The sequence below is a fragment of the Agromyces sp. Soil535 genome, assembly GCF_001428255.1.
GTDB lineage: Bacteria > Actinomycetota > Actinomycetes > Actinomycetales > Microbacteriaceae > Agromyces.
Genome location: NZ_LMRW01000023.1, coordinates 381,201 through 393,027 on the forward strand (window position 1 = coordinate 381,201; position 11,827 = coordinate 393,027).

At 72.3% G+C, this 11,827-nt stretch carries 14 protein-coding genes; all 14 read right to left on the reverse strand.

Annotated features, from left to right (window positions below):
• Positions 1-78 precede the first annotated feature (78 nt).
• The 14 genes from lgt to fmt are packed head-to-tail and all read right to left on the reverse strand — an operon-like array spanning position 79 to position 11,807.
• On the reverse strand, positions 79-1,071 hold the full coding sequence (lgt, locus tag ASG80_RS14795; RefSeq protein ID WP_056731995.1) for a prolipoprotein diacylglyceryl transferase: 993 nt from the start codon (positions 1,069-1,071) through the stop codon (positions 79-81).
• A gap of 47 nt (positions 1,072-1,118) precedes the next feature.
• Entirely contained in the window at positions 1,119-1,913 is a 795-nt protein-coding gene (gene trpA, locus ASG80_RS14800) for a tryptophan synthase subunit alpha (protein WP_056731997.1), read from the reverse strand.
• A complete protein-coding gene (trpB, locus tag ASG80_RS14805) occupies positions 1,910-3,118 on the reverse strand; it encodes a tryptophan synthase subunit beta (protein WP_056731999.1) in 1,209 nt (402 codons plus the stop codon). The genes trpA and trpB overlap by 4 nt, the downstream gene beginning before the upstream one ends.
• 1 nt (position 3,119) lies before the next feature.
• Positions 3,120-3,890, reverse strand: coding sequence for an indole-3-glycerol phosphate synthase TrpC (gene trpC, locus ASG80_RS14810; protein ID WP_056732000.1), 771 nt, complete (start codon positions 3,888-3,890; stop codon positions 3,120-3,122).
• A gap of 3 nt (positions 3,891-3,893) precedes the next feature.
• Positions 3,894-4,124: a DUF6704 family protein gene (locus ASG80_RS14815; protein WP_056732002.1), complete on the reverse strand. Its 231-nt coding sequence runs from the start codon at positions 4,122-4,124 to the stop codon at positions 3,894-3,896.
• Between the two features lie 33 nt (positions 4,125-4,157).
• Positions 4,158-4,859, reverse strand: a complete 702-nt coding sequence (locus ASG80_RS14820; RefSeq protein WP_056732004.1) for a Trp biosynthesis-associated membrane protein — start codon at positions 4,857-4,859, stop codon at positions 4,158-4,160.
• Positions 4,856-6,379, reverse strand: a complete 1,524-nt coding sequence (locus ASG80_RS14825; RefSeq protein WP_235508338.1) for an anthranilate synthase component I — start codon at positions 6,377-6,379, stop codon at positions 4,856-4,858. Before ASG80_RS14825 ends, ASG80_RS14820 begins: the two co-directional genes overlap by 4 nt.
• A 16-nt stretch (positions 6,380-6,395) precedes the next feature.
• Positions 6,396-6,803: a phosphoribosyl-AMP cyclohydrolase gene (gene hisI, locus ASG80_RS14830; RefSeq protein ID WP_082590404.1), complete on the reverse strand. Its 408-nt coding sequence runs from the start codon at positions 6,801-6,803 to the stop codon at positions 6,396-6,398.
• The gene (hisF, locus tag ASG80_RS14835; RefSeq protein WP_056732008.1) at positions 6,800-7,561 is read right to left on the reverse strand and encodes an imidazole glycerol phosphate synthase subunit HisF; all 762 of its coding nucleotides are present in this window, start codon (positions 7,559-7,561) and stop codon (positions 6,800-6,802) included. Before hisF ends, hisI begins: the two co-directional genes overlap by 4 nt.
• 7 nt (positions 7,562-7,568) lie before the next feature.
• The gene (gene hisG / locus ASG80_RS14840; protein ID WP_056732010.1) at positions 7,569-8,408 is read right to left on the reverse strand and encodes an ATP phosphoribosyltransferase; all 840 of its coding nucleotides are present in this window, start codon (positions 8,406-8,408) and stop codon (positions 7,569-7,571) included.
• Between the two features lie 46 nt (positions 8,409-8,454).
• Positions 8,455-8,718, reverse strand: coding sequence for a phosphoribosyl-ATP diphosphatase (locus ASG80_RS14845; protein ID WP_056732011.1), 264 nt, complete (start codon positions 8,716-8,718; stop codon positions 8,455-8,457).
• A gap of 9 nt (positions 8,719-8,727) precedes the next feature.
• Positions 8,728-9,411: a ribulose-phosphate 3-epimerase gene (rpe, locus tag ASG80_RS14850; protein WP_056732013.1), complete on the reverse strand. Its 684-nt coding sequence runs from the start codon at positions 9,409-9,411 to the stop codon at positions 8,728-8,730.
• Between the two features lie 9 nt (positions 9,412-9,420).
• Positions 9,421-10,884, reverse strand: coding sequence for an RsmB/NOP family class I SAM-dependent RNA methyltransferase (locus tag ASG80_RS14855; protein WP_082590438.1), 1,464 nt, complete (start codon positions 10,882-10,884; stop codon positions 9,421-9,423).
• The gene (fmt, locus tag ASG80_RS14860) at positions 10,881-11,807 is read right to left on the reverse strand and encodes a methionyl-tRNA formyltransferase (protein ID WP_056732015.1); all 927 of its coding nucleotides are present in this window, start codon (positions 11,805-11,807) and stop codon (positions 10,881-10,883) included. The genes ASG80_RS14855 and fmt overlap by 4 nt, the downstream gene beginning before the upstream one ends.
• Between the last annotated feature and the right edge of the window lie 20 nt (positions 11,808-11,827).

Here is an 11,827-nt window from a genome sequence, read left to right on the forward strand (position 1 = left end):
CGGGGGACGTCGTCGGCCCTTCGAAGGGATGTCGCGACGCATGGTGCGGCGTCGCGTCGGAGAACGTGAGGTGGGGCGCTACTCGGTGGTAGAACGGCTCGAGCTTGTGGCTGCCGTCTCGCCCGTGCGGTTCTCGCCCTCGACGCCATCGTCGAGAGAGTCGGAGTCGGACTCGGTTTCGTCAGAGTCTACCTCAGCGTCGGGTCCCTTCCATTCACGTCCGGGAACGTAGGGGCTCAGCTCATCGCCGGTGTGCCGGCGGCGCTGCACGAGGAAGATCACGATGCCGAGCACGACGGCGGCCCACGACGCCCACACGTTGACGCGGACGCCGAGGAACATCTCACTCGGGTCGACGCGGATCGCCTCGAAGAACGAGCGGCCCGCGCCGTACCAGATGAGGTAGAGGGCGAACGCCTTGCCCCAGCGCAGGTTGATCCGCCGCTCGAGCAGGATGATGAGCGCGGCGCCCGCGAGGTTCCACACCATCTCGTACAGGAACGTCGGGTGGAACAGCGTGCCCTCGGCCAGGCCGGCCGGGAAGGCGAGGTTCTCGGACTCGATCTCCAGGCCCCACGGGAGGTCGGTCGGCATACCGAAGAGCTCGTGGTTGAACCAGTTGCCGAGGCGGCCGACCGCCTGCGCGACCAGGAGGCCGGGGGCGAGGGCGTCGGCGAACGACAGGAAGCGGATGCCGGTCATACGGCAGCCGATCCAGACGCCGATCGCGCCGCCGATCAGTGCACCGTAGATGGCGTTGCCGCCCTCCCAGATGCGCACCACTGCCCACGGGTCGGCCCCGGCGAAGAAGTAGTCGTCGGGGTGCGTCAGCACGTGGTAGATCCGTGCCGCGATGATGCCGAGCGGCACGGCCCACAGGGCGATGTCGAGCACGACGCCCGGCTCCGCCCCGCGCTTGGTGAGTCGGCGCGACGTGATGATGACCGCGAGGATGATGCCGAGCAGGATGCACAGCGCGTACATGTGGATGTTGAGCTGCCACCCGAACAGGTTGAGCTCCCAGATCTGCCATTCGTAGTCGGGGCTGGGGATGCTGAGCGGTGCGATCACTCGGGCTGCTGCCTTTCCTCGTGCGACGTGCGGCCGTCAGGCCTCAGTCAGCGTACTTCACTCGGCCGCGTGCCGCGCGCGAGCTCCCCTGCCAGCTCGCCCGCCGCTTCGACCCCGCCGTCGGCGAGCGCCTTCACGAGCGCAGAGCCCACGATGGCGCCGTCGGCGTACTCGAGCACCTCCGCGACCTGCGCCGCGGTCGAGATGCCGAGCCCGACGCAGCTGGCGGGGGCCCCGGCCTCGGCGAGCCGGGCGACGAGGGTGCGTGCGGCCTCGTCGACGTCACTGCGGGCACCCGTGATGCCCATCGTCGAGACGGCGTACACGAAGCCACGGCTCGAGTCGACCGCCTGGCGGATGCGGGCGTCGGTCGAGGTCGGCGCCGCGAGGAACACACGGTCGAGGCCGGTGCGCTCGGATGCCGCGATCCAGTCGGCCGCCTCGTCGGGGATGAGGTCGGGCGTGATCAGGCCCGCTCCCCCGGCCGCGGCGAGGTCGTCCGCGAAGCGGTCGACGCCGTACTGCAGGACAGGGTTCCAGTAGGTCATGATCAGCACCGGGGCATCCGTGCGCTCGGTGATGCGACGCACGGCCTCGAACCCGTGGGTGAGGCGGAAGCCGTTGGCGAGTGCCTGCTGCGTGGCCGCCTGGATGACGGGGCCGTCCATGACCGGGTCGGAGTACGGCAGCCCGAGCTCGAGCACGTCGACGCCGTGTTCGACCAGTGCGATGGCCGCCTCGACGCTCTCGTCGAGGGTCGGGAAGCCGACCGGCAGGTAGCCGACGAGCGCACCTGCGGCCTCATCGTTGCGGCGCCGGATGACGGGACCCACCGTTCTCACTTGGGGTGCTCCTGGTCGTAGAGGTCGAAGTACTTCGCGGCGGTGTCCATGTCCTTGTCGCCGCGTCCGGAGAGGCTGACGAGGATGGTCGCGCCTGGTCCGAGCTCCGTGCCGAGCTCCAGGGTGCCGGCGAGGGCGTGCGCGGACTCGATGGCGGGGATGATGCCCTCGGTGCGGGTCAGGAGACGGAGCGCCTGCATGGCGGCGGCATCCGTCACCGGCCGGTACGTCGCGCGCCCGATCGCGGCGAGCCAGGCGTGCTCGGGGCCCACGCCCGGGTAGTCGAGGCCCGCGGAGATGGAGTGCGACTCGATGGTCTGGCCGTCTTCATCCTGCAGGAGGTAGCTGCGGGCGCCGTGCAGCACCCCGGGGCGGCCCTTCGTGATGGTGGCCGCGTGCCGCTCGGTGTCGACGCCCTCGCCGCCCGCCTCGAAGCCGTAGAGGGCCACCTCGGCGTCGTCGAGGAAGGCATGGAAGATGCCGATCGCATTGGAGCCGCCGCCGACGCAGGCGGTCACCGCCGTGGGCAGCGCGCCGGTGAGGTCGATGACCTGCTGGCGCGCCTCCTCGCCGATGACCTTCTGGAAGTCGCGCACCATCTCGGGGAACGGGTGGGGACCCGCGACCGTGCCGAAGATGTAGTTGGTGGTGGCCACGTTCGTGACCCAGTCGCGCATCGCCTCGTTGATCGCGTCCTTCAGCGTGCGCGATCCGGTGGTGACCGGCACGACCTCGGCGCCGAGCAGGCGCATGCGGGCGACGTTCAGTGCCTGGCGCTCGGTGTCGACCTCGCCCATGTAGATCGTGCACTCGAGGCCGAACAGGGCGGCGGCGGTCGCCGTGGCGACTCCGTGCTGACCGGCGCCGGTCTCTGCGATCACGCGTGTCTTGCCGATGCGCTTCGTGAGCAGCGCCTGGCCGAGCACGTTGTTGATCTTGTGCGAACCCGTGTGGTTGAGGTCCTCGCGCTTCAGGATGACGCGTGCTCCGCCGGCGTGCCGCGCGAACCGCGGCACCTCGGTGATGATCGACGGCCGGCCGGTGTAGCTGCGTCCGAGCTCGGCGAGTTCCTCGCCGAAGGCGGGGTCGAGCTTCGCGAGGTCGTACGCCTCGCCCAGCTCGTCGAGGGCGGCGACGAGGGATTCGGGCACGAACCGCCCGCCGAAGTCGCCGAAGTACGGACCGCTCTGCGCTCTCAGCGCCATGTCACACCGCCAGGAAGGCTCGGAGGTTGGCAATCGGGTCGCCCGTGACGAGCGCCTCGCCCACGAGCACCACGTCGGCGCCCGATGCACGGTAGTGCGCGACATCCACCGCCGACAGCACCGCGGACTCGGCGACGCGGATGGCGCCGCCCGGGAAGCGGTCGGCGAGGCGGCCGAAGAGGTCGCGGTCGAGCTCGAAGCTCGAGAGGTCGCGGGCGTTCACACCGATGAGCCGCGCACCGAGCGCGGCGGCCCGGTCGAGCTCCTCGGCGGAGTGCGCCTCGACGAGCGGCGTCATGCCGAGCCCGACGACCAGGTCGAAGAGCTCCCGCAGCGTGGCGTCGTCGAGCGCCGCGACGATGAGGAGCACGAGGTCGGCGCCGGCGGCGCGCGCCTCGTACACCTGGTACGGCGTCGCGATGAAGTCCTTTCGCAGCACCGGCAGCGCGACCGCGGCACGCACGGCCTCGAGGTCGGCGAGCGACCCGCCGAACCTGCGCCCCTCGGTGAGCACGCTGATGGCGCTCGCGCCGCCGAGCTCGTAGCTGCGTGCGAGTGCCGCCGGATCGGCGATCTTCGCCAGCGACCCTCGGGAAGGGCTCGAGCGCTTGATCTCGGCGATGACCTTCACGTGGTGGGCGGGCTTCAGCGCCTCGAGGGCGTCGAGCGCGGCGGGACGCGCGAGTGCGGCACGCTCGACCTCTTCGAGGGAGCGTGTCTCACGGCGTGCGAGCGAATCGGCGACCGCGTTCGCGGTCAGTTCGGACAGCACGCGTCAGTGCACCCTCTCGGCGACCTTCGCGCCACCGACACCGTATCCGGCGCGGGCGAGCGCCCAGCCGACGATCGCACCGACCACGAGGAGGACGGCCGACGCCCACACCAGCCACTGCACGTCGAAGAAGAACGCGACCGTGCCGATGACGAACGCGATGAGCATGATCGTGACGGAGGTCCATGCCGCGGGCGAGTGTCCGTGGCCGGGATCTGCGTGCTCAGTGCTCATGATGCTCCTTCGTTGCGGGGTTCGGGGGTCAGTCTAGCGGCTGGGCCCGGCCGGCCCCTCGCCGGTCTGGGGGTCCTCGTGCGTCGCCTCGACGCCGGCGGCGCCGGTGTCGTCGTCGGTGGGGTCGTCGCCGCGGCTGAGTTCGTCCCAGTCGTCGATGGCACGGTCGGATGCCGCACGCTCGTGCGCCCCGGACGCCCCCTCGTCGGCGTCGGCGAGGCGCGCACCGCGGTACCGCCGCGACGAGACGGGCCACCGGGTGCCGGTGACCAGCACCGCGATACCCGCGAGGACGAAGAGCACTCCCCCGACGACGGCGGCCGCGGGCCACACGGTGGCGGTCGCCGACGCCACGAGCTCGGCGGTGGGGCCCGAACCCGAGACGCCCGTGGCATCCGTCACCGCGGGGGCGGCCGCCGCGATCGGGTCGCCCAGCGAGACGCCGACGGCGAGCAGGACGCAGCCGCCGAGCACGACCTCGAGCACGCCGAGCACGATGCGGATGCCGGGACCCGCGATCGCGAGGGCGGCGACGAGCGCGAGCCCGGCGAGCCCGAGCGCCGCAAGGGCGGGCGAGGCCACGCTGCCGGGCACCGCGATCGCCTCTCCTGCACCCTGCGCCGAGGCATCCGTGAGCTCCAGCTCGAACCAGGTCTGGCTCCACGAGAGCAGGGCGAGCGCCGCGCCGATGACCGTGACGACGACGACCGGGAGCTTCATGCGGGCCGCGATCACTCGACCCTCCGCATCGCGTTCGCCACTGCGACCGCACGCAGCGGCGCGGCGGCCTTGTTCTGGGACTCCTGGAACTCCGACTCGGGCACGGAGTCGGCCACGAGCCCGCCACCCGCCTGGACCCGTGCGATGCCACCCGAGATGGACGCGGTGCGGATCGCGATGGCGAGGTCGGCGTCGCCGCCGAAGCCGAAGTAGCCGACGACGCCGCCGTAGAGGCCCCGTTGCGCCGGTTCGAGCTCGTCGATGATCTCGAGCGCGCGGGGCTTCGGCGCACCGGAGAGCGTGCCCGCCGGGAAGGTCGCGCGGAACACGTCGACGGCGTTCGCGTGGGGCGCGAGGTCGCCCTCGACGGAGGAGACGAGGTGCATGATGTGGCTGAACCGCTCCACGCGCATGAACTCGGTGACCTCCACCGAGCCCGCCGTGCAGACCTTGGCGAGGTCGTTGCGGGCGAGGTCGACGAGCATGAGGTGCTCGGCCTGCTCCTTGGGGTCGGCGACGAGCTCGGCCTCGAGGTCGGCGTCCTGCTCCGGCGTGGCACCGCGCGGCTTGGAGCCCGCGATCGGGTGCGTGAACACGCGACCGTCCTGCACCTTCACGAGCGCCTCGGGCGAGGAGCCGACGATCCAGTACGGCTCGCCCGCCGGGTCGTCGAGGTGCAGCACGTACATGTACGGGCTCGGATTGAGGCTCCGCAGCACCCGGTAGACGTCGATCGGGTCGGCCGTCGCCTCCTGCTCGAAGCGCTGTGAGATCACCACCTGGAAGATGTCGCCCTCGCGGATGTACTCCTTCGAGCGCTCGACCGCCGCGAGGAAGTCGGCCTTCTCGGTGCGGTACGTCGGCGCGGCAGCGGTGCTGAGGTCGATCTCGGCGAGCCACGCCTCCGACGGGCGCGCGAGCCGTCGCTGCATCCGGTCGAGGCGCTCCTGCGCGTCCACCCACAGCGCCTCGGGCGAATCGTCGCCGTCGTGCAGCGCGGAGGCGATGAGCTGCACGGTGCCGGTGCGGTGGTCGATCACGACGAGCTCGGACACGAAGCTGAACGCCTGTCCGGGCATCCGGAAGTCGGCAGGCGGTCGGTTCGGAAGGTGCTCGATCTGGCGGATGGCCTCCCACCCGATGAACCCGACGAGTCCGCCGGTGAGCGGCGGCGCGCCCGGCACGTCCTCCGTGCGCCACCGCTCGTAGAGCGCCTCGAGCGCGGCGAGCGGGGCGAGGGCCGCGGCCTCGCCGAGCGCGCGCTCCGCCGACAGCCCATAGTCCTGCCACTCGACACGCCCGTCGTGCTCGGTGAGCACGCCGTACGACGACGCGCCCACGAACGAGTATCGCGACCAGATGCCGCCCTGCTCGGCGGACTCGAGGAGGAAGGTGCCGGGGCGACCCTCCGCGAGCTTGCGGTAGATGCCGACGGGAGTCTCGCCATCGGCGAACAGCTCTCGGGCGACGGGCACGACGCGACGTCCGGGCAGGAGCGCGGTGAACTCGTCGAAGCTCGTGGTGGCGGAGGGCACTCGGATCACCTCGTCGTCAGTCGGCGGGCCGCAGGCCCTCGGCGACCTCGAGCGGGTCGCCGTCGAAACAGGTGCGGGTGCCGGTGTGGCACGCCGCGCCGACCTGCTCGACCGTGACGAGCAGCGTGTCCGCGTCGCAATCGAGCGCCGCGGCGCGCACGTACTGCACATGCCCCGAGGTGTCGCCCTTGCGCCAGTACTCCTGCCGTGACCGCGACCAGAACGTGACGCGGCCCTGGGTGAGCGTTCGTCGCATGGCCTCGCGGTCCATCCAACCGAGCATGAGCACCTCGCCGGTGCCCTCCTGCTGGATGATGGCGGGCAGCAGCCCGTCGGCGTTGAACGCCGCACGGTCGAGCGGCGAGCCGCCGGCCGTCCAGGCCTCCTCGTCGCGTTCCAGCTCCTCGTCGCCCGGTTCGCTCATCGCACGGTCCTCCCATCGGCCGCGAGGGCCGCCTTGACCTCGGCGATCGTCACCTCGCCGTTGTGGAACACGGATGCCGCGAGCACCGCGTCGGCGCCCGCCGCGATCGCCGGCGCGAAGTCGCCGACGGCGCCGGCACCCCCTGACGCGATCACGGGCACGCTCGAGAGCTCGTGCATGAGCGCGGTGAGCTCGAGGTCGAAGCCCTGCTTGGTGCCGTCGGCGTCGATCGAGTTCACGAGGAGCTCCCCCGCGCCCAGCCCGATCGCGGTGCGGGCCCACTCGAGCGCGTCGAGGTCGGTCTCGGTGCGGCCGCCGTGGGTGGTCACGACGAAGCCCGACGGCGTGCGGCCGGATCGCTTCACGTCGAGTGACAGCACCAGCACCTGGGCGCCGAACCGGTCGGCGATCTCGGCGAGCAGCGGCGGGCGCGCGATCGCGGCGCTGTTCACGCCGATCTTGTCGGCGCCGTGGCCGAGCAGGCGCGCGACGTCTTCGGCGGAGCGCACGCCGCCGCCGACCGTGAGCGGGATGAAGACCTGCTCCGCGACGCGCTGCACCATGTCGTAGGTCGTCGAGCGGTCGTCGACGGTGGCGGTGACGTCGAGGAAGGTGAGCTCGTCGGCGCCCTGCTCCGCATACCGCGCCGCGAGCTCGACGGGGTCGCCCGCGTCACGCAGGTTCTGGAAGTTCACGCCCTTCACGACGCGGCCGGCGGCCACGTCGAGGCACGGGATCACACGGACGGCGAGGGACATCCGCGCCTCACAACCGCGCCGCGTGGATCGCACTCACGAGGATCGCGCGCGCGCCGAGCGAGTAGAGCTCGTCCATGACGTGGTTCATGTCCACGCGGGGCGTCATGACGCGCACGGCGACCCACTCGGGGTCGTGCAGCGGCGAGACCGTGGGCGACTCGAATCCGGGCGCCACCTCGGTGGCCCGCTCGAGGTGCGCGACCGGAACGTCGTAGTCGAGCAGCACGTACTGGCGGGCCACGAGCACGCCCTGCAGCCGGCGCAGCAGCGTGGCGGCGCCCGGCCGATCGACGCCCGAGCCGATCAGCACGGCCTCGGACTCGAGGATCACGGGGCCGAAGATCTCGAGGCCCGCCTTGCGGAGCGTCGACCCCGTCGAGACGACGTCGGCGACGGCGTCGGCCACTCCCAGTCGCACGGCCGATTCCACGGCGCCGTCGAGCTTCACGAGCCTGGCGCTCACGCCGTGGCCGGCGAGGAAGTCGCCGACGAGGCCCGGGTAGCTCGTCGCCACCCGCACGCCGTGCAGGTCGGCGAGCTCGGTGAAGTCGCCGGCGGGCCCCGCGAAGCGGAACGTGGAGTCGCCGAAGCCGAGCGGCGCGATCTCGGTGGCATCCGATCCGGAGTCGAGCAGGAGGTCGCGGCCCGTGATGCCGACGTCGAGCGCGCCGGAGCCCACGTAGGTTGCGATGTCACGGGGGCGGAGGTAGAAGAACTCGACCCCGTTGCGGGGGTCGGCGACGATGAGCTCGCGCGGGTCGCGGCGGCCGGTGTAGCCGGCCTCGTAGAGCATCTGCGCGGCGGTCTCGGAGAGCGAGCCCTTGTTGGGCACGGCGATTCGGAGCATTCCCTGGCTTTCGTGTCGACGGTACTGATCGGTCATGGGCGCCTGATCAGAGATGTCGGTACACGTCGGCGGGCGCCAGCCCCTTCGCGAGCATGAGCACCTGCACGTGGTAGAGCAGTTGCGAGATCTCCTCGGCGGTCTCGTCGTCGCTCTGGAACTCGGCGGCCATCCACACCTCGGCCGCCTCTTCGACGATCTTCTTGCCGATGGCGTGCACGCCGGCGTCGAGCTGGCGCACGGTGCCGGAACCCTCGGGGCGGGTGCGGGCCTTGTCGCTGAGCTCGACGAAGAGGTCGTCGAAGGTCTTCACCCGTCCAGACTACCGGTGCCCGGCGGCGTGCCTGTGCGGGTGCGCGGACGCGGCGGCCCTGAGCGACGCGATGCGTTCTGCCGGCACGTCGCCGTTGAAGACCGCGGATCCGGCGACGAAGGTGTCGGCCCCGGCCTCGGCGGCCATGCCGATCGTGTCGGCGGTGATGCCGCCGTCGACCTGCAGCCACACGTCGAGCCCGGCATCGTGGACGGCGTCGGCGAGGCGCGCGAGCTTCGGCATCGTCTCGGGGATGAACGACTGGCCGCCGAAGCCCGGCTCGACCGTCATGACGAGCACCTGGTCGAACTCGGGCAGGAGGTCGAGGTAGGGCGCGGCATCGGTGCCGGGCTTCAATGCGATGCCGGCGCGCGCGCCCATGTCGCGCAGTCGCCGCGCGAGCGACACCGGCTCGCCGGCCGCCTCGGCGTGGAAGGTCACCGAGAAGGCACCCGCCTCGGCGTAGCCCGGTGCCCATCGGTCGGGGTCGTCGATCATGAGGTGCACGTCGAGTGGGATCGGCGTGACCTGCGCCAATCGCTCCACCATCGGCAGCCCGAACGTGAGGTTCGGCACGAAGTGGTTGTCCATGATGTCGACGTGCACGAGGTCGGCCGACGCGATGCGTCCGAGCTCCCTCTCGAGGTTCGCGAAGTCGGCAGCGAGGATGCTCGGGTTGATCCGCGTCGTCATGCACACACCCTACCGAGGGTCGCCCGCGGCATCCGTCTCGCGGCGTCGAACGAGCGCGATGAACATCGCGTCGGTGCCGTGCCGGTGCGGCCAGAGCTGCACGGTCTCGGGCGCTCCGGCGAGGTCGAGCGGATGCCGCGACAGCCCCTGCACGACCGCCTGCGTGTCGAGCTGCTCGACGCGGCCGCGCCAGCGGTCGAGCGCGGCGCCCAGCGTGCCGTGCGTCTCCGCCGTGTGCGGGGAGCACGTGACGTAGGCGAGGATGCCGCCCGGCGCGAGCGCGCGCATCGCCGCATCGAACAGCTCGCCCTGGAGCCCCGTGAGCTCCGCGACATCCGCCGGCGACTTGCGCCATCGTGCTTCGGGGCGCCGGCGCAGGGCCCCCAGCCCGGTGCACGGCGCGTCGAGCAGGATGCGATCGAATCCGCCGGATGCCCCGATCGAGGCGGCATCGATCTCGCGGCCGTCGCCCACCCGTACCTCGACCGGCGCCGGAACGCCTGTCACGGCTGCGCGCACCAGCTCCGCCCGGGCGGGCACCATCTCGTTGGCGACGAGCTCGGCGCCCGACGCGAGTGCCTCCGCCGCGAGCACGGCCGTCTTGCCGCCCGGTCCCGCGCAGAGGTCGAGCCAGCGCTCCCCCGGCCTCACGGGCGCCACACGGGTGAGGGCGAGCGCCGCGAGCTGCGAGCCCTCGTCCTGCACCCGGATGCGGCCACCGGACGCCCCCACCACCGCGACAGGGTCGCCAGCGACCGCGCCGATCGGCGAGAAGCGGTTCGGCTCGAACCCCGCGATGCCGTCGGTGGCGGTGTCGAGTGCCGGCAGCACGACGAGGTTCACGCGTGGCGAGGCGTTGTCGGCGGCGAGCAGCTCGGGCAGCTCCGCGCCGCGTCCCTCGCGTTCAAGGGCGGTGCGAAGGGCGCGCACGATCCATACGGGGTGGCTCTCGAGGCGCGCGAGGCGTTCGTCGTCGGTCGCGGCGCCTTCGGCGACGAGATCGCGCCATGCCTCGGGCGACGAGCGCGACACCGTGCGGAGCACCGCGTTCGCGAATCCCGCCGCCCTCGGCGCCACCCGACGGGCGAGCGCGACCTGCTCGTAGACGGCGGCGTGCGTCGGCACCCTGGTGGCGAGGAGCTGGTGCGTGCCGAGGCGCAGCACGTCGAGCACGGCCGGGTCGATCGCGGCGGTCGGCCGGCCCGCCGCGAGCCCGATGACGCGGTCGTAGTACCCCTGCATGCGGAGCGTGCCGTAGGCCAGCTCGGTCGCGAACGCGGCATCCGCCCGGCCCAGCCCCGCGCGACGGATGCGAGCGGGCAGGAGCAGGTTGGCGTACGCGTCGTCCTCACGCACGGCTGCGAGCACCTCGAAGGCCACGAGCCGCGCCGGTGAGATGTTCTCGCCGCCCTGTGCAGGCCGGCGTCCGCCTCCGGGTGCCGGCCGGCGCCCACCGCCGCGCTGCCCGCTCATCGCGCCACCGCGCGGTCGCGTGCTGCGCCGCGCCACCAGTCCGCCGCGGCCATCGCGGTGCGACCGGCCGGCTGCACTCGACGCAACTCCAGCGGCGTCGTGCCGGTGCCGATGAGCAGGCGTCGGCCGACGAGCTCGAGCCGCCCGCGCGGGAGGGGAGCGGCATCCGGTGCATCCGCGAGGTCGAGCACCTTCAGCCGTTGGTCGTCGATGGTCGTCCAGGCGCCGGGCTCGGGCGTCACACCTCGGAACCGGTTGCGTACGTCGTCGGCCGGCCCGGCCCAGTCGAGCCGGGCGTCGTCGATGCCGAGCTTCGGCGCGAACGTCGCCTCGCCGACCTGCGGCGTCGCGACGGCCGTGCCGGCGGCGATGCCGTCGACCACGTCGGCGAGGAGCGCCGCCCCGTCGACCGCCAGCTCGTCGAGCAGCGAGCCCGCGATGTCGTCGGGCCCGACAGCGCGAGACCGCATGCCGTACACGTCGCCCGCGTCGAGCTCGGGCACGAGCCGGAACACGGATGCCCCCGTCTCCGCGTCGCCCGCGATCAGCGCGTGCTGCACGGGCGCCGCGCCGCGCCAGGCCGGGAGGAGCGAGAAGTGCAGGTTGATCCAGCCGTGGGCAGGCGTGGAGAGCAGCGGCTCCCGCACGAGCCCGCCGTACGCGACGATGACGCCGAGGTCGGGGCGCAGCGCCGAGATGCGGCCGCTGGCGTCGGCGTCCAGCCGTGCGGCCTCGATCACGTGGATGCCGAGCCGCTCCGCCGCCTCGGCGACGGGCGACGGCGTGAGCACGCGCTTGCGGCCGAGCGGCGCCGCCGGACGGGTCACCGCGGCGACGACGTCGTGCCCGCTCGCGGCGAGTCGTTCGAGCGACGGGACGGCGGCGGCCGGCGTGCCGGCGAAGACGAGGCGGAGCTTCTGCACACTCCATTGTTGCCGACCGA

Coding starts and splice junctions, on each gene's coding strand:
- ASG80_RS14815 (WP_056732002.1), bottom strand. CDS start 4,124: ATGAGCACTGAGCACGCAGATCCCGGCCACGGACACTCGCCCGCGGCA.
- trpB (WP_056731999.1), bottom strand. CDS start 3,118: ATGGCGCTGAGAGCGCAGAGCGGTCCGTACTTCGGCGACTTCGGCGGG.
- ASG80_RS14855 (WP_082590438.1), bottom strand. CDS start 10,884: ATGAGCGGGCAGCGCGGCGGTGGGCGCCGGCCGGCACCCGGAGGCGGA.
- rpe (WP_056732013.1), bottom strand. CDS start 9,411: ATGACGACGCGGATCAACCCGAGCATCCTCGCTGCCGACTTCGCGAAC.
- hisG (WP_056732010.1), bottom strand. CDS start 8,408: ATGCTCCGAATCGCCGTGCCCAACAAGGGCTCGCTCTCCGAGACCGCC.
- hisI (WP_082590404.1), bottom strand. CDS start 6,803: ATGAGCGAACCGGGCGACGAGGAGCTGGAACGCGACGAGGAGGCCTGG.
- hisF (WP_056732008.1), bottom strand. CDS start 7,561: ATGTCCCTCGCCGTCCGTGTGATCCCGTGCCTCGACGTGGCCGCCGGC.